Here is a 24,134-nt window from a genome sequence, read left to right on the forward strand (position 1 = left end):
CTCAGCGGTCGTCGAGAGCCGCCCCCCGGCGATCGGCGAGCCCCCACGCCGCCGCCGCGGCCACGACGAAGAACGCGGCGAAGACGACGAAGAGGAGGGGCGCGCCGCCGGTCAGGAGCAGCAGCGGAACGAGCAGCGGCGCGACGATCGACGCGATGCGCCCCACTCCTGCCGCCCAACCGGAGCCGGTCGCCCGGAGCGACGTGGGGTACATCTCGGGGGTGACCGCGTACAAGGCGCCCCACGCCCCGAGGTTGAAGAACGACAGCGCCATCCCCGCGCCGATGATCGCGGCCTCGCTCGTCGCCGTGCCGAAGAAGACCGCGGAGACGGCCGACCCGATGAGGAACACCGAGAGGGTGGCGCGACGCCCCCACACCTCGATGAGCCACGCCGCGACGGCGTAGCCGGGAAGCTGTGCGAGCGTGATCACCAGGGTGAACCCGAACGATCGCACGAGATCGAATCCCTGGCTGACCAGGATCGACGGAATCCAGATGAAGGCGCCGTAGTACGAGAAATTGACGCAGAACCACTCCAGCCACAGACACGCCGTCCGGATCCGGAACTCCGAAGCCCACAGCGCCCCGAGGCGCGACGCGACGGTGGAGGCCACGGCCGGCTCGCGCTGCGGCGAGGTCGGGGCGGGGGTGACGGTCTCGCGCGGGCGTTCACCCGCGGCTTCCTCGAAGGACCGTACGACCGCGTCGGCGTCGTCGTGCCGGCCGCGCCGCTCGAGCCAGCGTGCCGATTCCGGCAGTCCCCATCGGACGAAGAGGGCGTACGCCGCCGGAATCGCGCCCAGCGCGAACGCCCAGCGCCACCCGGCCTCGGAGGCCGGGATGACGAAGTAGCCGATGAGGGCGGCAGCCGTCCAGCCCACCGCCCAGAAGGCCTCGAGGATCACGATCAGACGTCCTCGCATGCGCGCGGGCGCGAACTCGCTCACGTAGGTCGACGCGACCGGCAACTCCGCGCCCAGACCGAGGCCGACGACGAACCGCAGGAGGAGCAGCGCCGCCAGTCCCCCGACCAGAGCGCTCGCACCGGTGGCGACTCCGTACACCAGGAGGGTGATCGCGAACACCGAGCGGCGGCCGAATCGATCGGCCAGCAGACCGCCCACGCTGGCGCCGATCGCCATTCCGACGAAGCCGATGGAGGCGATCCAGGCCGTCTCGGAAGGCTGCAGCTGCCACTGCACAGCCAGCGCGGCGATGATGAACGAGATGAGTCCGACGTCCATCGCATCCAGTGCCCAGCCGAGCCCCGAGCCGGTCAGGACCCTCAGGTGCCTGCGGGTGAACGGCAGCCGGTCGAGCCGCTGCGAGGCGCTCGGCGGTGCGGTGGTGGATGCGTCCGTCATGAGGTCATCGTACGAGCCGGTCGTACGGCTCGGCCCTCACGACAGCATGTCGCGAACGAGAGGCGCCACGCGCGATCCGTACAATTCGATCGAGCTCATCAGGTGCTGGTGCGACAGGGTGCCCGTCGAGAACTTCATGTCGAAGCGCTGCACCCCCAGGGTGAGGACCGTGTCGGCGATCTTGCGGGCGACGGTCTCCGGGGATCCCACATACAGGGCGCCCTCGGGCCCGACGTCGCGCTGGAAGCGCATGCGACTGTACGGCGGCCATCCGCGCTCGCGGCCGATCGTGTTGTTCATGGCGGCGAAGCCCTCGTACGCCTCCTCCCACGCCTGCTGGTCCGTCTCGGCGACGTGCCCGGGCGAGTGGACGCCGATCGGCTGAGGCTCGTGGCCGAACGTGGGCAGGGAACGCCGGTACAACTCCGCGAAGGGGCGGAACCTGTCCGCCGGTCCTCCGATGATCGCGAGCATCAGGCCGAAGCCGTACCGCGCGGCACGCACCACGGATTCCGGGCTGCCACCCACGCCGACCCAGGCGCGCAGGCCGTTCTCCGTCTTGGGGAAGACATCCGCCCCGGTCAGCGGAGCGCGCAGGGTGCCCTGCCACGTCACCGGGCGCTCCTCGAGAAGGTGCGAGAAGAGTTCGAGCTTCTCCTCGAACAGGGTCTCGTAGTCCCGCAGGTCGTAGCCGAACAGCGGGAACGACTCGATGAACGACCCGCGTCCGAGGATCACCTCCGCGCGACCGTGCGAGATCGCGTCAAGCGTCGCGAAGCGTTCGTACACCCGCACCGGATCGTCGCTCGAGAGCACGGTGACGGCTGTTCCGAGATGGATGCCGGTGGTCCGAGCGGCAGCGGCCGCCAGCACGATCTCGGGGCTGGAGATGGCGAACTCCCGGCGGTGGTGCTCCCCCACGCCGAAGAACGACAGGCCCACCTCGTCGGCCAGCACCGCCTGTTCGACGACGTTCCGGATCGTCTCCGCATCGCTGAGGAGGTTGCCGTCGGCGTCGCGCGTGACGTCGCCGAAGGTGTCCAGTCCGAGTTGCACAGCGGCGAGGTCGCTCATGGCCGGAGCCCTTTCATTCTCGTGAATAGATCAGTCGAGATCATGGAACCGTGAGCCGCCACGAGGAATTCCGCAGACAGGTGCGCGCGCCGCGCGTACCGTGACTCTCATGGCCATCTTCGCCGACAGAGTCGAGGCCGGGAAGGACCTCGCCCGCTCGCTCGACGCCTGGCGCGGTACGAACGCGGTGGTCGTCGGGATTCCGCGGGGCGGTGTCGTGGTCGCCGCAGCTGTCGCGAGCGAGCTCGGACTCGAGCTGACCGCGGCGGTCGTGCGGAAGCTCGGCTCCCCCGTGCATGAGGAGTACGCGCTGGGTGCGATCGCCGACGGTGTGAGAGTCGTGGATGACGACGCTGCTCGTCGGGAGCGAGTGTCGCCTGCGCAACTGGCGGGCGTCGAGCAAGCCGAGCGACGCGAGCTGCGTCGACGGTCGGAGGCCTTCGGAGGGAGCACGGTCGAGGTCGCCGGGCGCGATGTCATCGTGGTCGACGACGGGATCGCCACCGGCGCGACCGCGACAGCCGCGTGCCGTTGGCTGCGGTTGCGGCATCCGTCACGCATCGTCCTCGCCGTGCCCGTCGCCCCCGCGGCATGGCGTCCCCAACCCGAAGATGCGGATGCGTACATCTGCCCCCACCCGCAGCGCGATTTCTGGGCGGTCGGTGCCTTCTACACCGACTTCGCCCAGACGACCGACGCGGAGGTCGTGGAACTGCTGTCGCCCGACCTCCGCGCCGAGTGACGTCAGCGCGACAGGGCGCTGCGCAACGTGTCGAGTCCGACGCCGCCGATGTCGAGCGCGCGCTTGTGGAACCGCTTGATGGAGAAGTCCGCGCCCTCGCGCTCGGCCACCTCGTCGCGGAGCTGCTCCCAGATGCGCTGCCCCACCTTGTACGAGGGAGCCTGCCCAGGCCAGCCGAGGTAGCGGTTGACCTCGAAGGTGACGAACTCGTCGGACATGTTCACGTTGTGTCGCATGAAGTCGAGGGCGAAGTCCGCGTCCCACGTGCCGTTGCCGTCAGGGCGCTGCTTCTCGAGGTGCACACCGATGTCGAGCACGACGCGCGCCGCGCGCATGCGCTGACCGTCGAGCATCCCGAGCCGGTCGGCCGGATCGTCGAGGTAGCCGAGCTGCTCCATGAGCCGCTCCGCGTACAGCGCCCACCCTTCCGCGTGGCCGGAGGTTCCGGCGAGCAGCCGCCGGTAGGTGTTGAGCTGCGCACGGTTGTAGACCGCCTGGGCGATCTGCAGGTGGTGACCCGGGACACCCTCATGGTAGACGGTCGTGAGTTCGCGCCACGTGTCGAACGACTCCACGCCCTCGGGCACGGACCACCACATGCGGCCGGGACGCGAGAAGTCATCGGTGGGGCCGGTGTAGTAGATGCCGCCTTCCTGAGTCGGGGCGATCATGCACTCGAGTCGGCGGATCGGGTCGGGGATGTCGAAATGCGTGCGCCCGAGCTCTTCGACGGCACGGTCGCTCGTCGCCTGCATCCAACGCTGAAGCGCGTCGGTACCGTGCAGCTTGCGACTCTCGTCCTGTTCGAGGAAGGCGACTGCTTCTTCCACGGACGCGCCCGCCTTGATCTCCGACGCGATCGACTCCTGCTCGGCCACCATCCGGGCGAGCTCTTCCACTCCCCACTCGTAGGTCTCGTCGAGGTCGATCGTCGCGCCGAGGAAACGGCGGGAATGCAGCGCGTAGAGCTCACGACCCACGGCATCCTTCTCGGACGCCGCCGGGGCGAGCTCGGACGCGAGGAACCCGGCGAGTTCGTCGTAGGCGACGCGGGCGGCGTTGGCGTTGTCGGCCAGCTCGCGCGCGAGAGACGCGGGCAACTGGCCCTCTGCGGGGGCGGCGTCGGCGGCGAAGGTCGCGAAGAAGCCTCGATCGTCGGTGTAGCGCTCGATCTGCGTGACCACCTCGACGACCTGCCGGCGGGCGGGGACGACGCCCTCGGCGATGCCCGTCCGCAACGACGCGACGTACCCCTCGATCGCAGCGGGAACGGCCTTCAGCCTGGTGGCGATGACGGACCAGTCGTCGGTCGTATCGGTCGGCATGAGGTCGAAAGCGGATCGGATGTTCTGCGCGTGCGAGGCGATCACATTGAGATCGCGGAGGTGCCACTTGGCCTCGTCGAGCTCGAGCCCGAGTTCGATCTCGCGCGACAGGTCTTCTTTCGTGACGGCGTCGATGTCGTCGACCGGGGTGGCGGCGGAGAGCGCGGCGAGCGTCTTGCGGCCCTCCTCGGTGAGGCGTTCCTGGCCGGCCGGGCTGTAGTCCCCGAACCTGTCGTTGAACTCCGAGCGTCCGATGTAGGTCGCGATCGTCGGCTCGAGCTCGGCGAGCGTGTCGACCCACGCGTCAGCGATCGTGTCGATCTGCGTGGGCGTGCGTGATTCTTGAGTCATGAGGTCGAGCCTAGGGAGCGTTCGGATGCCGCGCCAACCGGCCGGCTCAGTGTCCTGCCTCGTTCCAGTCGGCCCCGCGGCCGATCTGCACGTCGAGCGGGACGGAGAGCTTCGCGGCATCGCCCATGCGCTCCCGCACGATCCGTTCGGCGGCGTCCCACTCACCCGGCGCGACCTCGACCACGAGCTCGTCGTGGATCTGGAGCAGAACCCGCGAGGCCAGGCCCGCCGCGGCGAACTCGTCGTGGATGTGGAACAGGGCGACCTTCATGATGTCGGCGGCGGACCCCTGAATCGGGGCGTTGAGTGCGGCGCGTTCGGCGTTCTCGCGCAGCACCCGGTTGGGACTGGAGAGGTCGGGGAAGGGCCGGCGGCGGCCGAAGATCGTCTCGGTGTACCCGTCGATCCGCGCCTGCTCGACGGATGAGCGAAGGTAGTCGCGCACGGCCCCGAATCGCGCGAAGTACTCCATCATCAGCTGCTTGGCTTCTGCCTGCTCGATGCGCAGCTGCTTGGACAGGCCGAAGGCCGACAGGCCGTAGACCAGCCCGTACGACATGGCCTTGACCTTCGTGCGCATCTGCGGCGTGACGTCTGCCGGATCGACGGCGAACACGCGCGCTCCGACGAACCGGTGGAGGTCTTCGCCGGAATTGAAGGCTTCGATCAATCCCGGGTCTTCGGACAGATGGGCCATGATCCGCATTTCGATCTGCGAGTAGTCGGCGGTGAGGAGCGTCTGGTAGCCCTCGCCGACCTGGAACGCCGACCGGATGCGGCGGCTCTCCTCCGTGCGGATGGGGATGTTCTGCAGATTCGGGTCGGTGCTCGACAGGCGGCCCGTTTGGCTGCCCGTCTGCACGTACGTGGTTCGGATGCGCCCGTCGGGACCGATCGCGGTGTCGAGCGACTCGATGATCTGACGCAGCTTCGTCGCCTCGCGGTGCTGAAGCAGCAGATCCAGGAACGGGTGCGGGTTGGTCTCTTGCAGGTCGGCCAGCACCGCGGCATCCGTCGAGTAGCCGGTCTTGGTCTTGCGGGTCTTCGGCAACTGGAGTTCGTCGAACAGCACCTCCTGCAGCTGCTTCGGCGACCCGAGGTTCACCTCCCGGCCGATCGCTGCGAACGCCTCCTGGGCGATGGCGTCGGCGCGCCGGCCGAGCTCGGTCGAGAACTCGGACAGCCGCTCGTGCGACACGGCGACGCCCGCCAGTTCCATGTCGGCCAGCGTGAGGAGCGTCGGCAGCTCGATGTCGGTGAGCACGGTCTCGACGCTGTCGGGGAGCTCTTCACGCAGGGCCGCGGTCACCCGCACGGCGAACCAGGACAGCTGCCCGGGGGTCGCCCCCTCCGTCTCGGGAACGAGCTGGCTGGGATCTGCCTCGGGAAGCCGCTCGTCGAGGTAGCGATCCACGAGGTCGGCCAGCGTCTTGTCGGGGAAGCTGGGTCGCAGCAGCCAGCCGGCGACGATCGCGTCGAACGCCAGACCGCCTACCCGCAGCCCCGCCCTGCGGAGCGCCTTCACCTGCGGCTTCGCGTCGCTGAAGACCTTCGGGGCGTCAGAGGCGAGCCAGCCGGTCAGAGCCTGCTGCACGTCGTCGGTCCAGTCGGCCTCGACCGCGGCGTCAGCGGTCGCGAACCCGACGCGACGGGGAAGACCGCCCTCGATCACGAATGTGACGCCGACCTCGCCGTCGGCGCTCTCGAGCCACGCGAGCAGGTCGGCCGGTGACGGCTGCAACGGCACGGGCATCGGCACGGCGGCGGCCGATGCGACGGCTGCCATCTGCTGCTCGATGCCCGCCAGTTCGGCGACCCGTGGGATGAGCGTCTTGAACTCCAGCCGCGCGAAGATATCGCGGACGGCCTGGGCGTCCATCGGCTTCACCTCGAGATCGTCGACCGTGAGCGGCAGCTCGACGTCGGTGAGCAGGCGGTTCAGCGAGCGGTTGCGCCGGACGTCGTCGAGGTGCTCGCGCAGGTTGTTGCCGACCACGCCGGTGACCTTGTCGGCGTTGTCGAGCAGCTCGTCGAGCGAACCGAACTGGTTGAGCCACTTGACCGCCGTCTTCTCGCCGACTTTGGGCACGCCGGGCAGGTTGTCGCTCGTCTCGCCCACCAGCGCGGCGATGTCGGGGTACTGCTCGGGAGGGACGCCGTATCGGTCGATCACCGCTTGACGGTCGTAGCGCTTGAGCTGCGAGACCCCCTGCACGTTCGGGTACAGCAGGATGATGTCGTCGTTGACGAGCTGGATCGTGTCGCGGTCGCCGGAGCAGACCAGCACGTCGTAGTGCTGCTCGGCCGCCTGGGTCGCGAGCGTGGCCAGGATGTCATCGGCTTCGACGTCTTCCTTCTGGATGACCGTGATGCTCATCGCCGCGAGGCAGTCCTGGAGGATCGGGATCTGGCCCTTGAACTCGGACGGGGTTTCGGACCGATTCGCCTTGTACTCGCTGTATTCGCGCGTACGGAAGGACTGGCGTGACGTGTCGAACGCGACCGCCATGTGGGTGGGTCTCTCCGCCTTGATGAGGTTGATGAGCATCGCGAGGAACCCGTAGATGCCGTTCGTGTGCTGGCCGTCCTTCGTCGAGAAGTTCTCGACGGGAAGGGCGTAGAACGCCCGGTAGGCCAGCGAATGGCCGTCCACGACAAGAAGGGTAGGCTTTGCGGAGTCCGTCACCCTGCAAGCCTAGACGGGGGCGGCGACACCCCCTCCCCCTCCCCCTGCCGAAGGTGACCATGCCCGAGAACGCCCCCACGAACGCGAACGGCCTGGAATGGGCGGCACGGCGCGGGATGGGCGCGCTGGCCGAGAAGATGGGCATGGAGTTCACCGAGTTCTCGGTCGAACGGTGCGTCGCGACGATGCCGGTGGAGGGCAACACCCAGCCGGTCGGCCTCCTCCACGGCGGCGCGTACGTCGTGCTGGGCGAGTCGCTCGGGTCGATGGCGGCGAACCTCCACGCCGGGCCGGGGCGCTTGGCGGTCGGTGTCGACATCAACGCGACCCACACGCGCTCGGCGACGTCGGGCATCGTGACCGGCGTGTGCACCCCGGTCCACCTCGGCAACACGATCACGGTCCACGAGATCGTCGTCACGGACGATCAGGGCCGCCGGTGCTCGACCATCCGCATCACCAACCACATCCGCCGGATCGACTGACGGCGCCGCGTCCGCCGCGCCACGTCGTGACGAACGAGAAGAGCGGATGCCGCGGCATCCGCTCTTCTGACGTGCGAGGTCGGGTCAGCCCTTCTTGGGAGCGAGCTGCTCGATGATGGCCTTGGCCACGTCCTGCATCGTCAGGCGGCGGTCCATCGACGCCTTCTGGATCCAGCGGAACGCCTCGGGCTCGGAGAGACCCATCTTCTCGTTGAGCAGGCCCTTGGCGCGATCGACCAGCTTGCGCGTCTCGAAGCGCTCCACCATGTCGGCGACCTCGGCCTCGAGCGTGATGATCTGCTCGTAGCGCGCCAGCGCGATCTCGATCGCGGGGAGAAGGTCGTTCGGAGTGAAGGGCTTGACGACGTAGGCGAGCGCGCCGGCCTCGCTGGCCCGTTCGACCAGCTCTTTCTGGCTGAAGGCGGTGAGGAGCACCACCGGCGCGATGTGGTTCTTGCTCAGCTTTTCGGCGGCCGAGATGCCGTCGAGCTGGGGCATCTTGACGTCCATGATGACCAGGTCGGGCCGCAGATCGGTGGCCAGCTGCACCGCCGTCTCACCGTCTCCCGCCTCGCCGACGACGTCGAAGCCGTTGTCGCGCAGGATCTCGACGATGTCGAGTCTGATCAGCGACTCGTCCTCGGCCACCACCACGCGACGGGGGGTCGAGGCCGGGGTTGCGGGGGTCTGCTCCTGCTCAGTCACCTTTGAATCCTACGGTATGGTCAATCGCGGTAGTGCGGCTCGCGCCGCGGGCCGGTGTGGCGGAATGGCAGACGCGACCGACTCAAACTCGGTTGCCCGCGAGGGCGTGTGGGTTCGACTCCCACCACCGGCACAAGAAGAGGGCGTCCCTTTCGGGGGCGCCCTCTTCTCGTGCCGAAGGTGCGGCTCAGTCGAAGCCCAACGGTGGGCGGGGTCAGTGGAAGCCCGACGGTGGGCGGGGTCAGTGGAAGCCCGACGGTGGGCGGGGTCAGTGGAAGCCCAACGGTGGGCGGGGTCAGAGACGGTCGGCCACTGTCGCCGCGACGGTGAGCCAGGCGTCGCGCGTCTCGGGAGAGAGAGCGTCGAAGTCGACCGGACCGCCGTCGACGAGCGAGGCGTCGAAGGGCGCGATCACGACGGCCGAGGTGACCTGCTCGAAATGGCGCGACAGGCGGGCTTCGAGGCGGCGGTCCGGACGCGACGACGGAGCAGTGAGGACGGTCACCGCCTGGTCGACCTTGTCGCCGAACCCCTTCTCGCGCAGGCCGTCGAGCAGCCATGCCGCACTGGCGGCGGTGTCCTCCCTGACCGTCGACACGATGACCAGCTGGTCTGCGGCCGCCACCGAGGCGATCCAGTTGGAGGCGCGCATGTTGTTCCCGGTGTCGATGATCATCAGCCGGTAGTAGCGGCGCAGGAGGCCGTGCAGCCGATCGAACGCCGCGGCGTCGATCGTCGACGAAGCGGCGGCGTCCTCGTCGGATGCCAGCACGTCGAACCGGGCGTCGACCTGCGTGCGCACGTACGTGTCGAGCGTCGCGAGACCGGAGCCGTCCGGGTCGGAGAAACGATCGAGATCTTCGAGCAGGTCGACGGCAGTACGGTGGTGCGGCGCGTTCTGGGCGCGCCAGCCGAGGGTTCCGCGCGTCTCGTTGTTGTCCCACGCGAGTGTGGCGCCGCCCCGAAGGGTGCCGAAGGTGGCTGCCAGCAGCAGCGTGCTGGTCGTCTTGTGGGCTCCGCCCTTCGGGTTCAGCACCACGATCGTTCGGGGTGCGTCGAGCCGGCGCTGAACCCTCTTCTCGCGGTCCAGTCGCGACTGCTCGCTTCGCCCCGGCCGGGGCGAGATCGCTCCCCCGGTCGCACGACGGACGGCGCCCTGCCAGCCTTCGGTGGCGCGGGGCCGGTCACCGCCGCCGCGCGAATCGAGGAGGTCCTGCACCGTCGGTCTGGCGGCGTCCCGCGACGACGCAGAGAGCGCACTCCGAGTCGGCGCGGAGGAAGCCGGTGCCGGCGCGGAAGCAACAGTCGTCGCCGGTCCTGACACCGCGTCGGCCACGGGCTCCTGTTCGACCACTGGGGCGGCGGGCTCGAGCGACTCTGCGAATCTTCCATCGGGGTGTACGACGAGCGGCCACCGCGATGACCCCTCCACGAGCGTGGCACGGGCGGGTTCACCAGCCGATGCGGCCAGGAGGCGGATCTCCTCGACGACCCGATCCCGAAGCGCCCGACTGTCGGCCGCGACGACCTCTTCGACTTCGCTTCCGACGTGGACCTCCGCCACGGTGCTCGACAGGATGTGCACGGTCGCTTCGGGCGTGGTTGAGCTCATCGGGTCCTCCTCAGGGGGCTCGAGGTCCGGGTCGGGGCCGTTCGCGCCCTCCGACACGTTAGCCGAGCGGAGGTCGCTCGCCCGCGAGGCGTGCCGCGGGACAGGCGCTTCGGGGAGGTTGTCAATCCCCGCCCGAGGGCTTCTCATCGGATGTCAGCATGAACCTCCACGAGAGGGGTCGGATGGCGAACGCGTCGATCATGAGGACGGCAAGAGAGCGCTTCGGATGGGAGGAGCTCCGTGACGGGCAGGAGGATGCCGTGGCCGCTCTCCTCCGCGGGCGCGACGTCATCGCGGTGCTCCCCACCGGCGCCGGGAAGTCCGCGGTGTACCAGCTGGCCGGTGCCATGCGCCAGGGGACGACGGTCATCGTCTCACCGCTCATCGCGCTGCAGGCCGATCAGTTGGCGCAGTTCAGGGATCTGCCCGACGCTCCCGACGCCGTCGCCGTCAACTCGGCGATGTCCGACGCGGCGGTGGAGGATGCCTGGTCCGCCCTCGCATCCGGCTCCGCGCGCTACGTCTTCCTCTCCCCCGAGCAGCTGGCCAAGGACGAGACCCGCCGTCGGCTGACCTCGCTCGACGTCGGGCTTCTCGCCGTGGACGAGGCGCATTGCGTCGCCAGCTGGGGGCACGACTTCCGCCCGGACTATCTGCGACTGGATGCGGTTCGCCACGACCTCGGCGATCCGCCCACCGTGGCGCTGACGGCGACCGGAGCGGAACCGGTGCGACGCGAGATCGCTCGTCGGCTCGCGCTCGACGATCCGCTCGTCGTCGTGCGCGACGTCGATCGGCCGAACATCTCGCTGGAGGTCGTGCGCGCCGCCTCCGACGAAACGAAGCGCGCGGCGGTCGCCGATCTGCTCACCGAGCTCGCCGGGCCGGGGCTGCTCTACACGGCCACGCGTCGCGATGCCGAGGAGTACGCCGGATCGCTCGCCGCACGGGGGCTCCGGGCGGAGGCGTACCACGCGGGGCTCTCGGCCGCCGCCCGCAAGCGGGTGCACGAGCGCTTCCTCGACGACGAGCTGGATGTCGTCGTCGCCACCAACGCCTTCGGGATGGGCATCGACAAGCCCAACGTCCGCTACGTCGTCCATGCCTCGGTGCCCGAATCGCTCGACGCCTATTACCAGGAGATCGGGCGCGCCGGCCGCGACGGCGACCCCGCCCGCGCGACCCTCTTCTACCGGCAGGAGGATCTGGGGCTGCGAAAGTACTTCGTGTCGCGCTCGAGCGATCCGGACCTGCTCGAGCGGGCCTACGCCGTGATCGAGGCATCCGCTTCCCCGCTGTCCTCACGAACCGTCGGAGAGGCCATCGGGGTGTCGACGCGGGCCGCCACGGGGTTGATCAACCTCCTCGTCGAGGGTGGCGCTGTGCGCCTCGGCCGGCGCGGCGCGACGACCGTCGGCGCAGCGAGTCGGGCGGAGGCCGCAGCCGCGGCGCAGGATGCCTCCGAGCGACGAGCGCGGATCGAGCAATCCCGGCTCGCCGTGATGCAGCGCTACGCGGAGACCCGCGACTGCCGTCGGCGAGTACTGCTCGCCTATTTCGGCGATCAGCTGCTCGAGCCGTGCGGCAACTGCGACACGTGCCGCGAGGGCACCGCGACGCGGGACGCGGAACCCGCCGAGGCGAAGGCTGACCCCGGCGCATCCCCTTATGCGCGCGGCAGCGCGGTGGAACACGCGGAGTGGGGCGCGGGAAGCGTCGTCGACGTGGAGGACGACCGCATCACCGTGTTCTTCGAGGAGCAGGGATACAAGGTGCTCGCCCTCGAGCTCGTCGAAGTGAAAGGACTGCTGACGCCCGCGGGTCGGTGAGACCAAGGCTGCGCTCAGGCGCCGAAGTACTGGTTCCCCAGCGCCTTGCTCTTGAGCGCTTCGAACTCTCCCTGGGTGATCGAGCCGGCATCGAGGAGCGCCTTCGCCTTCGCGATGTCGTCCGCGGGGCTGGCGGAGGCGGCCGGCCTGTAGTCGTCCACCTCGGGCGCTGTCGCGTAACGTGCCCGTGCCCGCTCGGCCATACCCCGCCCTCGGGCGATCACGTAGACCAGAGCCGTGAGGAACGGCACGAAGACGAGTGCGATGATCCAGAGCGCCTTAAGCCAGCCGTTCAGTTCTTCGTCGCGGAACAGGTCCGTGATCACGACGATGACGACGTAGATGTAGGCGGTGAACCAGAAGATCCACAGCAGCCACCAGAAGAAGTCCATGCGAGGGCCCCCTGTCAGAAAAGGACGACGGTCGCGCTCAGCATAGTGAGCGCGACCGTCGTCAGGACAGTACCGGGTGGCGTCTACTCGCCCGACTGATAGATCGGCGCCTTCCCGTGGACGGCGTCGCCGACCTTGTGGATGCGGATGTCGTTGGTCGAGCCGATGATTCCAGGAGGCGATCCCGAGATCACGACGACCTTGTCGCCCACCTTCGCGAGGTCGTTGGAGAGGAAGTAGTCGTCGACCTGGATGAACATGCGGTCGGTGTGGGCCACGTGCTCGACCAGAGCCGACGTCACGCCCCACGTGAGAGCCATGCGGCGACGGATCGCCGGTTCGGGCGTGAAGCCGATCATGGGGATCCGCGGACGCAGGCGCGACATACGGCGCGCGGTGTCGCCCGACTCGGTGAAGATGCAGAGATACTTCGCCTCGACGAACTCCGCGACCTCGAGCGCGGCGAGGGTGATCGCGCCTCCCTGGGTCCGCGGCTTCGTCGTGAGGGGCTGGATGCGCTCCAGGCCGTGCTCCTCGGTGGAGTCGACGATGCGCGCCATGGTCTCGACGACCACGACCGGATACTTGCCCACGCTGGTCTCGCCCGACAGCATCACGGCATCCGCACCGTCGAGCACGGCGTTCGCCACGTCGCTCGTCTCCGCACGGGTGGGAACCGGGTTCTCGATCATCGACTCGAGCATCTGCGTCGCCACGATGACGGGCTTCGCCATGCGACGGCAGAGCTCGACCGCACGCTTCTGGACGATCGGCACGGCCTCGAGCGGGAGCTCGACTCCCAGGTCGCCGCGCGCGACCATGATGCCGTCGAACGCATCGATGATCTCTTCGAGGTTGTCGACGGCCTGCGGCTTCTCGATCTTGGCGATGACGGGGATGTGACGCCCTTCCTCGGCCATGATCACGTGGACGCGCTGCACGTCCTTGGCGCTCCGGACGAAGGAGAGGGCGATGATGTCGGCGCCGGCCCGCAGGCCCCAGCGCAGATCCGCCTCGTCCTTCTCGGAGAGCGCGGGGACGTTGACCGCCACGCCGGGCAGGTTGATGCCCTTGTTGTTCGAGACGGGTCCGCCGACGACCACCTTCGTGGTGACGACGGTGCCGTCGGTGTCGACCACCTCGACGCGGACCTTGCCGTCGTCGATGAGAAGGAAGTCTCCCGGACGGACGTCCTGCGGCAGACCCTTGAAGGTGGTGCCCACGATCTCTTTGGTGCCGAGGATGTCCTCGGTCGTGATCTTGAAGATGTCGCCCACCGCGAGCTCGTGCGGACCGTTCTCGAACTTGCCGAGACGGATCTTCGGCCCCTGCAGGTCGACGAGCACGGCCACGGCGCGACCGGCGTCGTCAGCCGCCTTGCGCACGTTGGCGAAGTTGTTGTCGTGGACCGAGTAGTCACCGTGACTCAGATTGAATCGGGCGACGTCGACCCCGGCGTCGATGATCGCGCGAACGCTCTCATAGGTCGACGTGGCGGGTCCGAGGGTGGCGACGATTTTGGCGCGTCTCATCCTGTGTGTTTTCTCCGGGTGGTTCGAGGGCGAATGCCGTGGCCAGCCTACGCGGGCTGCAGGCCGATCGCGACATCGGTGGGGCGGACGGGAGCAGGCAGCTGGGTCTCGCCCATGAGGTATGCGTCGACGCCGGCGGCGGCGGCGCGGCCCTCGGCGATCGCCCACACGATGAGCGACTGCCCGCGGCCGGCGTCCCCGGCGACGAAGACGCCGGGAGCGGTCGTCTGGTAGTCGCTCTCGCGGTGGACGTTTCCCCGGCTCGTGAACTGCGTGCCGAGCTGCTCCTCGAGCAGCGAGCGCTCCGGACCGGTGAAGCCCATCGCGATCAGCACGAGGTCTGCGGGGATCTCTCGTTCGGTGCCGCTCTTGGGGACGCGCCGGCCATCCACGAACTCGGTCTCGGCGACGCGCAGGGCGCGGACTTCGCCGGCTTCATTCCCGAGGAACTCCACGGTGCTCGCGAGGTAGGTGCGCTCGCCACCCTCCTCGTGCGCGGAAGACACCTCGAACAGCGTCGGCGACATCGGCCAGGGCTGATGATCAGGCCGCTCCCCCGGGGGGCGGCGGCCGATCGCGAGGTTGGTCACGCTGAGGGCGCCGTGCCGATGGGCGGTTCCGATGCAGTCCGCGCCCGTGTCGCCGCCGCCGATGACGACGACGTGCTTGCCCTCCGCTGTGATCTGGTGGGGCACCGCGTCGCCCGCGACCGCCTTGTTCGACTCGATCAGGTACTCCATGGCGAAGTGGACGCCGGCGAGGTCGCGACCGGGAATCGCCAGCTCGCGCGGAAGGGTGGCGCCGGTCGCGATGACGACCGCGTCGTATCGCGCCCGCAGGTCGGCCCACGAGATGTCCTTGCCGATCTCGACGCCGGCTCGGAAGCGCGTGCCCTCGTCTCGCATCTGGCGCAGGCGCGCCTCGAGGTGGCGCTTCTCCATCTTGAAGTCCGGGATGCCGTACCGCAGCAGTCCGCCGATGCGGTCGTCGCGCTCGAAGACCGCCACCGTGTGACCCGCGCGCGTGAGCTGCTGGGCGGCGGCGAGACCGGCCGGGCCCGAACCGACGACCGCGACCGTCTTGCCGGTCAGACGCCCCGGCGGCTCGGGCTCCACCCAGCCGCGCGAGAACGCCTCATCGATGATCGAGACCTCGATCTGCTTGATCGTCACCGCGGGCTGATTGATCCCCAGCACGCACGAGCTCTCGCAGGGCGCGGGGCACAGGCGACCGGTGAACTCCGGGAAGTTGTTCGTCGCGTGAAGTCGCTCGATCGCCGCGCGACCCTCGCCGCGCCAGGTCAGGTCGTTCCACTCGGGGATCAGGTTGCCCAGCGGGCACCCCTTGTGACAGAACGGCACACCGCAGTCCATGCAGCGGCCGGCCTGCCGCCGCAGCACGGCGGAATCACCCGGCTCATAGACCTCTTTCCAGTCCATGATGCGCACCGGCACGGGTCGCCGAGGCGGCAGCTCCCGTTCGGTGACTTTCAGAAAGCCTTTCGGGTCAGCCACCCGTCACCTCCAGAATGCGGTTCCAGACGACATCGCCGTCGGGGTCGAGTCCTTCCGCCACAGCGTTCTGGCGCGTCTCGAGGACCGCGGCGTAGTCGCGCGGGAGGACCCGGACGAAGTTTGCCGACTCGGTCTCGAAGTCGGCCAGGAGAGCGGCCGCGAGGGTCGAATCGGTCTCGGCGACGTGCTGAGTCAACAGGTCGCGCAGAATCTCTGCGTCGCCCGCTCCGAGCTCGCCCAGCTCGAGCTCGCCGGTCGCGAGGGCCTCGCGGTTGACCAGCTTGCGGTCGAGCTTGTAGACGTAGGCGGTTCCGCCGGACATGCCCGCGCCGAGGTTGCGCCCGGTCGCCCCGAGGATCACCGCCAGACCGCCCGTCATGTACTCGAGGGCGTGGTCTCCGACGCCTTCGACGACCGCCGTCGCGCCCGAGTTGCGCACGAGGAAGCGCTCGCCCACCACGCCGCGCAGGAACAGGGTGCCCTGCGTCGCGCCGTACCCGATGACGTTGCCCGCGATCACGTTCTGGGACGCATCGAAGGTCGCTCGACGTGGCGGCCGCACCACGATCTGCCCACCCGACAGGCCCTTGCCGACATAGTCGTTCGAGTCGCCCTCCAAGCGGAGGGTGATGCCGGCAGGCATGAAGGCGCCGAGCGACTGGCCGGCCGAGCCGGTGAGGTTCACCACAATGCTTCCCGACGGCAGCCCGTTCTCGCCCCGGGCCCGCGTCACGTGGTGGCCGAGCAGGGTTCCCACGGCGCGCTCGGTGTTGCGGATCGGCAGGTCGATGGTGATCTGGCCGCCGTGCTCGATGACATCGCGGGCTCGCTCGATCAGCGCGACATCGAAGTGATCCTCCAGTTCGTGCCGCTGGCTCGACGTGTTGCGGCGCGGCTCGTCCTCGGCGAAGACGGGGCCGGACAGCACCGGTGCGAGGTCGAGGCCGCTCGCCTTCCAGTGCTCGACCGCGCCGTCGATGTCGAGCAGTTCGCTGTGGCCGATCGCCTCGTCCAGCGAGCGGAACCCGAGCTCGGCGAGGTATTCCCGCACTTCTTCCGCCACGAACTCCATGAAGTTCACGACGAACTCGGGCTTGCCGTTGAAGCGGGCCCGGAGCGCCGGGTTCTGCGTGGCCACGCCGACCGGACACGTGTCGAGGTGGCAGACGCGCATCATGATGCACCCCGACACCACGAGCGGCGCGGTGGCGAAGCCGAACTCCTCGGCGCCGAGCAGCGCGCCGATGATGACGTCGCGGCCCGTCTTGAGCTGACCGTCGACCTGGACCACGACACGGTCGCGCATGCCGTTGAGCATGAGCGTCTGCTGCGTCTCGGCGAGGCCGAGCTCCCACGGTGTGCCCGCGTGCTTGAGTGAGTTGAGCGGGCTGGCGCCGGTGCCGCCGTCGTGGCCGGACACGAGGATGACGTCCGCCAGCGCCTTCGCGGTTCCGGCGGCGACGGCCCCGATGCCGGACTGGCTCACGAGCTTGACGTGCACGCGAGCGCCCGGGTTCGCCCGCTTCAGGTCGAAGATCAGCTGCTTGAGGTCCTCGATCGAGTAGATGTCGTGGTGCGGGGGCGGCGAGATGAGCCCGACACCGGCGGTGGCGTGCCGGGTGCGTGCCACCCACGGGTACACCTTGGTCGGCGGCAGCTGACCGCCCTCCCCTGGCTTGGCGCCCTGCGCGAGCTTGATCTGGATGTCGTCGGACTCGGTCAGATAGAGGCTCGTCACGCCGAACCGTCCCGACGCGACCTGCTTGATCGCGGAGCGGCGCTCGGGGTCGAGCAGCCGGTCCACGTCCTCGCCGCCCTCGCCCGTGTTCGACTTGCCGCCGAGACGGTTCATCGCGATTGCGAGGGTCTCATGAGCTTCCTTCGAGATGGAGCCGTAGCTCATCGCGCCGGTCGAGAACCGCTTGACGATGGACGACACGGGCTCGACCTCGTCGATGGGCACCGGCGTGCGCCCGGCGGTCTTGAGCTTGAACAGCCCACGCAGGGTCTTGAGCTCGCCCGCCTGGTCGTCGACGAGTTTGGTGTACTCGCGGAAGATGTCGTACCGGCGCGTGCGTGTGGCGTGCTGCAGACGGAACACCGTGTCGGGGTTGAAGAGGTGGGGCGAGCCGTCGCGCCGCCATTGATACTCGCCACCGGTCCACAGGCGCTCGTGCGCCCGCACCGCGGCATCCTCCGGATAGGCGTACGCGTGCCGTGCGGCATTCTCGGCCGCGATGACGTCGAGGCCGACGCCGCCGAGCTTGGTCTCGGTGCCGGTGAAGTACTTCGCGACGAACTCCTCCGAGAGGCCCACCGCCTCGAAGACCTGCGCGCCGGCGTACGACGACACCGTCGAGATGCCCATCTTCGACATGATCTTGAGCACGCCCTTGCCGAGCGCGTAGATCAGGTTCCGGACCGCCTTCTCCGGCGCGATACCGGTGATGTAGCCGGCTCGCACCAGGTACTCGACGGTCTCCATGGCGAGGTACGGATTGACGGCGGATGCTCCGTAGCCGATCAGGGTGGCGACGTGATGGACTTCGCGCACGTCGCCCGCCTCGACCACCAGACCGCACTTCATTCGGGTCTGGTTGCGGATGAGGTGGTGGTGCACGGCCGCGAGCATGAGCAGCGACGGGATCGGCGCGAGGTCCTTGTTGGAGTCGCGGTCGGACAGCACGATGAACTCGGCGCCGTCCTCGATCGCCTGGTCCACTTCCTGGCACATCTGCGCCAGGCGCTTCTGCATGCCCTTGTGACCGGCCTCGACCCGGTAGAGCCCACGGATGGTGACCGACGTGCGCCCGGGAAGGGCGGTGTCGATGTGCTGGATCTTGGCGAGCTCGTCGTTGTCGATCACCGGGAAGTCCAGCGTGACGACCCGCGTATGCTCCGGCCCCCACTCCAGGAGGTTGCGCTCAGGCCCGAGTCCGAGCGAGAGCGAGGTCACGACCTCTTCGCGGATGGAGTCCAGCGGCGGGTTGGTGACCTGCGCGAACTGCTGGGTGAAGTAGTCGAACAGCAGACGCGGCCGTTCGCTGAGAACGGCCACCGGGGTGTCGCTTCCCATCGCGCCGAGCGGTTCCGCGCCGGTCTGCCCCATCGGGGTGAGGAGGATGCGCACCTCCTCCTCGGTGTACCCGAAGGTGCGCTGACGCCGGGTGATGGAGGCGATCGGGTGCACGATGTGCTCGCGCTCGGGCAGGTCGGCGAGCCGCACCCGCCCCGCGTCCAGCCACTCCTGCCACGGTTCGAGTTCTGCCAGGTCGCGCTTGATCTCGTCGTCTTCGACGATCCGACGCTGCGCGGTGTCGACGAGGAACATCCGGCCGGGCCGCAGGCGACCGCGACGCTTGATGCGCTCGGGCTCGAAGTCGAGAACGCCGGTCTCGCTGCCGATGACGACCAGGCCGTCGGTGGTCTCGGTCCAGCGGCCGGGCCGGAGCCCGTTGCGGTCGAGGGTGGCGCCGACCAGTGTGCCGTCGGTGAAGATCAGCGCTGCGGGCCCGTCCCACGGCTCCATCTGCATGGAGTGGAATTCGTAGAACGAGCGCAGCTTCGGGTCGATGTCGGCCTGCTTCTCGTAGGCCTCCGGAACCATCATCATGATGGCGTGCGGGAGGCTGCGCCCCGTGAGGGTGAGCAGCTCGAGGACCTCGTCGAACGAGGCGGAATCGCTGGCGCCCTCGGTGCAGATAGGCAGCAGCGGCTCGATGTCGCCGAGAAGCTCGGACTCGAGCTGCGACTGACGCGCCCGCATCCAGTTGCGGTTGCCGTTGACGGTGTTGATCTCGCCGTTGTGGGCCAGCATGCGCAGCGGCTGCGCGAGTGGCCACGACGGGAAGGTGTTCGTCGAGTACCGGGAGTGCACGACCGCGAGCTCCGAGGCGAAGCGCTCGTCCTGCAGGTCGGGATAGAACGGCTCGAGCTGAAGCGTCGTGACCATCCCCTTGTACCCGAGGGTGCGCGCCGAGAGCGAGACGAAATAGGCGTCCAGCTCGGTGCGCGCGCGCTTGCGGAGCCGGAACGTGCGCCGATCCAGCGCGATCCCCGAGAGCGCCGGGGCGTCGCCGACGGCGGGGCGCGCCACGAACAGCTGCTCGAAGACGGGACGGGCGGCGAAGGCGAGCTTGCCGAGGTTCTCGTCGGCGGTCGGCACCTCGCGCCAGCCCAGCACGGTGAGGTTCTCGGATGCTGCGATCCGCTCGATCCCGGACTTCTGGGCCGCGCGCTCCTCGTCGTCGCGAGGAAGGAACACCATGCCGGCGGCGTACTCCCCCACGGGCGGGAGATCGAAGTCGACCACCGCTCGCAGGAAGGCGTCGGGCATCTGGGTCAGGATGCCGGCACCGTCGCCGGTTCCCGCGTCGGAGCCGATGGCCCCGCGGTGCTCGAGGTTGCGCAGGGCCGTCAGGGCCAGGTCGATGATGTCGTGGCCGGCCTCGCCCCGGAGGGTGGCGACCATGGCCAGCCCGCACGCGTCCTTCTCGAACGCCGGGTTGTACATGCCCTGCTTGCGCGGGAATCCGGCGATTCCGGCGCTCACGGGCGTCTGCGCCTCTGTCGAGGCGAGGTGACGGGGGCTCGCAGCCATACCAACCGTCCTCACGTTGATGCTCAATATGGGACGACGTCGGCCCGGGGGCGCGCTGAGGCGCTATTTCGTGGCGGGAGTGCTTGTGGCGCTGGCCTCGGCGACTGCGGACGTCGGGGGTTCGCTGACGTCGACGTAGTCGTCGGTGTCTTGTGATTGTACAGCCTGTCCGGCAGTCCACTCGCGGCCGGACACATAGGGCGACGGCTCGAACCCGGGGTGGCGGCGTCGCTGGACGAAGAAGATGGCCAGGCCGACCACGACGCCGAGGATCGCCGACCACACGTTCGTCCGCAGTCCGAGGATGATCTCGCTCGGGTCGATGCGGATCGACTCCCAGACGATGCGCCCCGCGCTGTACCACACGAGGTAGAGACCGAAGAGCCGTCCCCACTGCAGACGGAAGCGCTTGCCCGCCCAGAGCAGCACGACCACGCCGATGACGTTCCAGATCACCTCGTACAGGAAGGTCGGATGGAACAGCGTCCCCTCGGGGAGTCCGACGGGCCACGCCGGGTTGGGGTAGTCGATCTCGAGGCCCCAGGGCAGGTCGGTGGGCAGCCCGAACAGCTCCTGATTGAACCAGTTGCCGAAGCGCCCGATCGCCTGGGCCAGCAGGAGCCCCGGGGCCAGCGCGTCTGCGAAGGTCCAGAAGCGGATGCCGGTCCAGCGGCAGCCCAGCCAGGCGCCGACGGCGCCGCCGATGAGCGCCCCGTAAATGGCGATGCCGCCCTCCCAGATGAACAGCGCCGTGATTGGATCCGCGCCGGGCCCGAAGTAGAAGTCCCAGTGGGTGACCACGTGGAAGATCCGCGCCCCGATGATGGCCAGCGGCACCGCGAGCAGCGCGATGTCGATGACGACCCACGGCTCGGCGCCCCGCTTCGTGAGACGGTGATTCGTCATCAGGACGGCGACGATGATGCCCAGGATGATGCACAGGGCGTAGATGTGGATCGTCAGCGGTCCCAGAGGAAACGAGCTGATGCCGGGGCTCGGGATGCTGGCGACGACGCTCGCGGCGGCAGTGATCATGGGCGATCGAAATCCTTGCTGGTGGGGATGCCGGCGGCGAGCCGACGGGAGAAGTCTAGTTCGCGGGTCGTGCGGTGCCCGCAGCGAGTGCGCGTGCGGACTGGGCGAGCCCGTCGAGCCCGCCGTCGCGGAGGGCTCGCACCAGCGCGGTTCCGACGATGGCCCCGTCCGCGTAGTCAAGCACGCCGGCCACCTGCTCGGCGTTGCTGATGCCGATGCCGACGCAGGCGTTGCTCACGCCGTGACGGCGCAGTCGTTCGACCAGCGTCCGCGCGGCGGCGTCCAGCTGGGCGCGTTCGCCGGTGATGCCCATGGTCGAGACGGTGTACACGAACCCCGTCGAGTGCTGGACGATCAGGTCGAGCCGCTCGTCCGTGGAGGTCGGCGCGGCGAGGAAGATGCGGTCGAGCCCGGTGCGCTCACTGGCGGCGATCCACTCCGCCGCGGCGTCGGGGGTGACGTCCGGCGTGATGAGGCCGGCGCCCCCCGCGGCGAGGAGGTCGTCGGCGTACCGGTCCACGCCGTACTGCAGGACCGGGTTCCAATACGTCATCACGAGGACGGGGATGTCGACATGCCGGGTGATCTCCGCGACCGCGGTGAACGTGTCGCGCAGCTTGAAGCCGCCCGCGAGAGCGGCCTGCGTGGCTTCCTGGATGACGGTGCCGTCCATCACCGGGTCGGAGTACGGCGGACCGAGCTCCAGGATGTCGGCGCCGTTCTCGGCGAGCGTCACGGCGGCGTCGATGCTGGTCTGCAGGTCGGGGAATCCCAGCGGCAGGTAGCCGATGAGCGCACCGCGCCCGTCGGCGCGAGCCGCGTCGATGGCGGCCGCGACGCGGGAGGTCACAGCTTCTCCCCCTCGCCCTTGGCCGCATCGTCGGCCGGCGCGGCGGCGGCGGTCGCGGCATCCGTGCCCTCGTCGTACAGCCCGAAGTAGCGGGCGGCAGTGTCCATGTCTTTGTCGCCGCGGCCCGAGAGGCAGACGGCGAGCACCGCGTCGGGACCGAGCTCGCGGCCGAGGCGCAGCGCGCCGGCGAGGGCGTGCGCGGATTCGATGGCCGGGATGATGCCCTCGGTCTCGGACAGCAGCCGCAGCGCCTGCATGGCCTCGTCGTCGGTGGCGGGGATGTACTCCGCACGGCCGATCGACGCGAGCCACGCGTGCTCGGGGCCGACGCCCGGGTAGTCCAGACCGGCCGAGATTGAATGCGATTCAATTGTCTGGCCGTCTTCGTCCTGGAGGACGAAGGTCTTCGCCCCATGGAGCACACCCGGGCGGCCGCGCTCGATCGACGCCGCGTGCCGGGGCGTGTCGACCCCGTCGCCCGCCGCCTCCACCCCGAGGAGCCTCACGTCGGGGTCGTCGAGGAAGGCGTCGAACATGCCGATCGCGTTGGACCCGCCGCCGACGCACGCGAGGACCGCATCGGGCAGTCGCCCGACCTGCTCGAGCAGCTGTGCCCGCGCCTCTTCGCTGATCACCTTCTGGAAGTCGCGGACCATCGCGGGGAACGGGTGCGGTCCGGCGGCGGTGCCGAAGATGTAGTTCGTGGTGTCGACCGAGGCGACCCAGTCCCGGTAGGCGTCGTTGATCGCGTCTTTGAGCGTGCGCGAGCCGGTCTTCACCGGGACGACCTCCGCCCCGAGCAGGCGCATGCGCGCCACGTTGAGCGCCTGGCGCTCGGTGTCGACCTCGCCCATGTAGATGGTGCATTCGAACCCGAAGAGCGCGGCGGCTGTCGCCGTCGCCACGCCGTGCTGGCCGGCGCCGGTCTCGGCGATCACCCGCGTCTTGCCCAGGCGCTTGGTGAGCAGCGCCTGTCCGAGCACGTTGTTGATCTTGTGCGAGCCGGTGTGATTCAGGTCTTCGCGCTTCAGGAACACCCGCGCGCCGCCGGCGTGCGCGGCGAACCGCGGGACCTCGGTGATCGGCGACGGTCGCCCGGCGTACGAATGCAGCAGACCGAGCAGCTCGGCCTGGAAGGCGGGGTCGGCCTTCGCCGACTCGTACTCGGCGGTGAGCTCGTCGATCGCGGCGATCAGCGACTCCGGCATGTACCGACCGCCGAAGTCGCCGAAGAACGGGCCGGCGGCCGTGCGAAGACTCATGACCCGGCCTCCAGGAACGAGTGAAGCGTGGATACGGGATCGCTGGTGACGAGCGCCTCGCCGACGAGGACGACGTCGGCACCGGCGCGTCGGTAGTGGGCGACGTCGGCCGGTTCGAGGACGGCCGATTCCGCCACCTTGACCGCATCGGCGGGGATGCGATCGACGAGCCGCCCGAACAGGTCGCGGTCGAGCTCGAACGTCGACAGATCGCGCGCGTTCACGCCGACGAGCCGCGCCCCGAGATCGGCGGCCCGGTCGACCTCCGCGCCCGAGTGCGCCTCGACGAGCGGCGTCATGCCGAGTTCGATCACGAGGCGATGGAGTCGGGCGAGGACGTCCTGCTCGAGGGCCGCGACGATGAGGAGAACGAGATCCGCCCCCGCCGCGCGGGCTTCGAGCACCTGGTACTCGTTGGCGATGAAGTCCTTGCGCAGCACGGGGAGGTCGACTGCCGCGCGGACCGCTTCGAGGTCGGCGAGGCTCCCCTTGAACTTGCGGCCCTCGGTGAGCACCGAGATCGCGGACGCTCCGCCGTCCTCGTAGCGGCGAGCCTGCAGAGCGGGATCGGGGATGGCGGCGAGGTCGCCGCGAGAAGGGCTCGCCCGCTTGACCTCGGCGATGATCTTCACCCGGGCTGCGGGCGCGAGTGCGGTCAGGGCGTCACGCGCCGGCGGCTGCGCGAGGGCATCAGCCTCGACGACGGCGAGAGGCCGTACCGAGGCGCGAGCCTCGGCATCCTGAACCGCGCCGGCCGTCAGGTCGGCAAGCACG

The 24,134-nt window shown here is 69.1% G+C and carries 17 protein-coding genes and 1 tRNA gene; 4 read left to right on the forward strand and 14 right to left on the reverse strand.

What is annotated here, in order from left to right:
* Position 1 precedes the first annotated feature (1 nt).
* On the reverse strand, positions 2-1,366 hold the full coding sequence (locus ACFUTX_RS06355; protein ID WP_378861567.1) for an MFS transporter: 1,365 nt from the start codon (positions 1,364-1,366) through the stop codon (positions 2-4).
* Between the two features lie 36 nt (positions 1,367-1,402).
* Positions 1,403-2,440, reverse strand: coding sequence for an LLM class flavin-dependent oxidoreductase (locus ACFUTX_RS06360; protein WP_378861569.1), 1,038 nt, complete (start codon positions 2,438-2,440; stop codon positions 1,403-1,405).
* A 109-nt stretch (positions 2,441-2,549) separates the two neighbouring features.
* Here ACFUTX_RS06360 and ACFUTX_RS06365 point away from each other — a divergent pair, with 109 nt between their 5' ends.
* Complete coding sequence (locus tag ACFUTX_RS06365) at positions 2,550-3,182, forward strand: phosphoribosyltransferase (protein ID WP_378861571.1); 633 nt, start codon at positions 2,550-2,552, stop codon at positions 3,180-3,182.
* Positions 3,183-3,184: 2 nt separating this feature from the next.
* On the opposite strand, the gene ACFUTX_RS06370 is transcribed toward ACFUTX_RS06365, so the two are convergent.
* On the reverse strand, positions 3,185-4,858 hold the full coding sequence (locus ACFUTX_RS06370; RefSeq protein ID WP_378861573.1) for a DUF885 domain-containing protein: 1,674 nt from the start codon (positions 4,856-4,858) through the stop codon (positions 3,185-3,187).
* 46 nt (positions 4,859-4,904) lie between these two features.
* Positions 4,905-7,544, reverse strand: a complete 2,640-nt coding sequence (gene polA / locus ACFUTX_RS06375) for a DNA polymerase I (RefSeq protein WP_378861575.1) — start codon at positions 7,542-7,544, stop codon at positions 4,905-4,907.
* A 59-nt stretch (positions 7,545-7,603) separates the two neighbouring features.
* Between polA and ACFUTX_RS06380 the strand changes: the two genes are divergently transcribed.
* Positions 7,604-8,029 carry a hotdog fold thioesterase gene (locus ACFUTX_RS06380; protein ID WP_378861577.1) on the forward strand — a complete coding sequence of 142 codons (426 nt, stop codon included), beginning with the start codon at positions 7,604-7,606 and terminating at the stop codon, positions 8,027-8,029.
* A gap of 84 nt (positions 8,030-8,113) precedes the next feature.
* Here the strand turns inward: ACFUTX_RS06380 and ACFUTX_RS06385 are convergent, their stop codons facing one another.
* Positions 8,114-8,734, reverse strand: a complete 621-nt coding sequence (locus ACFUTX_RS06385) for an ANTAR domain-containing response regulator (RefSeq protein ID WP_378861579.1) — start codon at positions 8,732-8,734, stop codon at positions 8,114-8,116.
* 50 nt (positions 8,735-8,784) lie between these two features.
* Here ACFUTX_RS06385 and ACFUTX_RS06390 point away from each other — a divergent pair.
* A tRNA-Leu gene (locus tag ACFUTX_RS06390) sits at positions 8,785-8,867 on the forward strand.
* Between the two features lie 162 nt (positions 8,868-9,029).
* On the opposite strand, the gene ACFUTX_RS06395 is transcribed toward ACFUTX_RS06390, so the two are convergent.
* Positions 9,030-10,346, reverse strand: a complete 1,317-nt coding sequence (locus ACFUTX_RS06395) for a MinD/ParA family protein (RefSeq protein WP_378861581.1) — start codon at positions 10,344-10,346, stop codon at positions 9,030-9,032.
* 200 nt (positions 10,347-10,546) lie between these two features.
* On the opposite strand from ACFUTX_RS06395, the gene ACFUTX_RS06400 reads away from it, so the two are divergent.
* Positions 10,547-12,175: a RecQ family ATP-dependent DNA helicase gene (locus ACFUTX_RS06400; RefSeq protein ID WP_378861583.1), complete on the forward strand. Its 1,629-nt coding sequence runs from the start codon at positions 10,547-10,549 to the stop codon at positions 12,173-12,175.
* A 14-nt stretch (positions 12,176-12,189) separates the two neighbouring features.
* Here the strand turns inward: ACFUTX_RS06400 and ACFUTX_RS06405 are convergent, their stop codons facing one another.
* The 8 genes from ACFUTX_RS06405 to trpC all read right to left on the reverse strand — a co-directional run bounded on the left by ACFUTX_RS06405 (position 12,190) and on the right by trpC (position 24,133).
* Positions 12,190-12,567, reverse strand: coding sequence for a PLDc N-terminal domain-containing protein (locus ACFUTX_RS06405; RefSeq protein ID WP_378861585.1), 378 nt, complete (start codon positions 12,565-12,567; stop codon positions 12,190-12,192).
* A gap of 83 nt (positions 12,568-12,650) precedes the next feature.
* Complete coding sequence (gene pyk / locus ACFUTX_RS06410) at positions 12,651-14,099, reverse strand: pyruvate kinase (RefSeq protein WP_378861587.1); 1,449 nt, start codon at positions 14,097-14,099, stop codon at positions 12,651-12,653.
* 47 nt (positions 14,100-14,146) lie between these two features.
* Positions 14,147-15,613 (reverse strand): glutamate synthase subunit beta, encoded by a 1,467-nt coding sequence (locus ACFUTX_RS06415; RefSeq protein WP_378861589.1) that lies wholly within the window; start codon positions 15,611-15,613, stop codon positions 14,147-14,149.
* Complete coding sequence (gene gltB, locus ACFUTX_RS06420) at positions 15,606-20,213, reverse strand: glutamate synthase large subunit (protein WP_378861591.1); 4,608 nt, start codon at positions 20,211-20,213, stop codon at positions 15,606-15,608. Before gltB ends, ACFUTX_RS06415 begins: the two co-directional genes overlap by 8 nt.
* A 63-nt stretch (positions 20,214-20,276) precedes the next feature.
* Positions 20,277-21,248 carry a prolipoprotein diacylglyceryl transferase gene (gene lgt, locus ACFUTX_RS06425; protein ID WP_378861593.1) on the reverse strand — a complete coding sequence of 324 codons (972 nt, stop codon included), beginning with the start codon at positions 21,246-21,248 and terminating at the stop codon, positions 20,277-20,279.
* Positions 21,249-21,303: 55 nt separating this feature from the next.
* The gene (gene trpA, locus ACFUTX_RS06430) at positions 21,304-22,098 is read right to left on the reverse strand and encodes a tryptophan synthase subunit alpha (RefSeq protein ID WP_378861595.1); all 795 of its coding nucleotides are present in this window, start codon (positions 22,096-22,098) and stop codon (positions 21,304-21,306) included.
* Positions 22,095-23,360, reverse strand: coding sequence for a tryptophan synthase subunit beta (gene trpB, locus ACFUTX_RS06435; protein ID WP_378861597.1), 1,266 nt, complete (start codon positions 23,358-23,360; stop codon positions 22,095-22,097). The genes trpA and trpB overlap by 4 nt, the downstream gene beginning before the upstream one ends.
* Positions 23,357-24,133: an indole-3-glycerol phosphate synthase TrpC gene (gene trpC / locus ACFUTX_RS06440; protein ID WP_378861599.1), complete on the reverse strand. Its 777-nt coding sequence runs from the start codon at positions 24,131-24,133 to the stop codon at positions 23,357-23,359. The genes trpB and trpC overlap by 4 nt, the downstream gene beginning before the upstream one ends.
* Position 24,134 lies beyond the last annotated feature (1 nt).

It is taken from the genome of Microbacterium sp. NPDC057407 (assembly GCF_042803895.1).
Taxonomy (GTDB): Bacteria; Actinomycetota; Actinomycetes; order Actinomycetales; family Microbacteriaceae; genus Microbacterium.

Bases quoted from the DNA above. Each gene is read 5' to 3' on its own strand.
- ACFUTX_RS06355 (WP_378861567.1), bottom strand. From the start codon at position 1,366: ATGACGGACGCATCCACCACCGCACCGCCGAGCGCCTCGCAGCGGCTC.
- ACFUTX_RS06360 (WP_378861569.1), bottom strand. From the start codon at position 2,440: ATGAGCGACCTCGCCGCTGTGCAACTCGGACTGGACACCTTCGGCGAC.
- ACFUTX_RS06365 (WP_378861571.1), top strand. From the start codon at position 2,550: ATGGCCATCTTCGCCGACAGAGTCGAGGCCGGGAAGGACCTCGCCCGC.
- ACFUTX_RS06370 (WP_378861573.1), bottom strand. From the start codon at position 4,858: ATGACTCAAGAATCACGCACGCCCACGCAGATCGACACGATCGCTGAC.
- ACFUTX_RS06380 (WP_378861577.1), top strand. From the start codon at position 7,604: ATGCCCGAGAACGCCCCCACGAACGCGAACGGCCTGGAATGGGCGGCA.
- ACFUTX_RS06395 (WP_378861581.1), bottom strand. From the start codon at position 10,346: ATGAGCTCAACCACGCCCGAAGCGACCGTGCACATCCTGTCGAGCACC.
- ACFUTX_RS06400 (WP_378861583.1), top strand. From the start codon at position 10,547: ATGAGGACGGCAAGAGAGCGCTTCGGATGGGAGGAGCTCCGTGACGGG.
- ACFUTX_RS06405 (WP_378861585.1), bottom strand. From the start codon at position 12,567: ATGGACTTCTTCTGGTGGCTGCTGTGGATCTTCTGGTTCACCGCCTAC.
- pyk (WP_378861587.1), bottom strand. From the start codon at position 14,099: ATGAGACGCGCCAAAATCGTCGCCACCCTCGGACCCGCCACGTCGACC.
- gltB (WP_378861591.1), bottom strand. From the start codon at position 20,213: ATGGCTGCGAGCCCCCGTCACCTCGCCTCGACAGAGGCGCAGACGCCC.
- lgt (WP_378861593.1), bottom strand. From the start codon at position 21,248: ATGATCACTGCCGCCGCGAGCGTCGTCGCCAGCATCCCGAGCCCCGGC.
- trpB (WP_378861597.1), bottom strand. From the start codon at position 23,360: ATGAGTCTTCGCACGGCCGCCGGCCCGTTCTTCGGCGACTTCGGCGGT.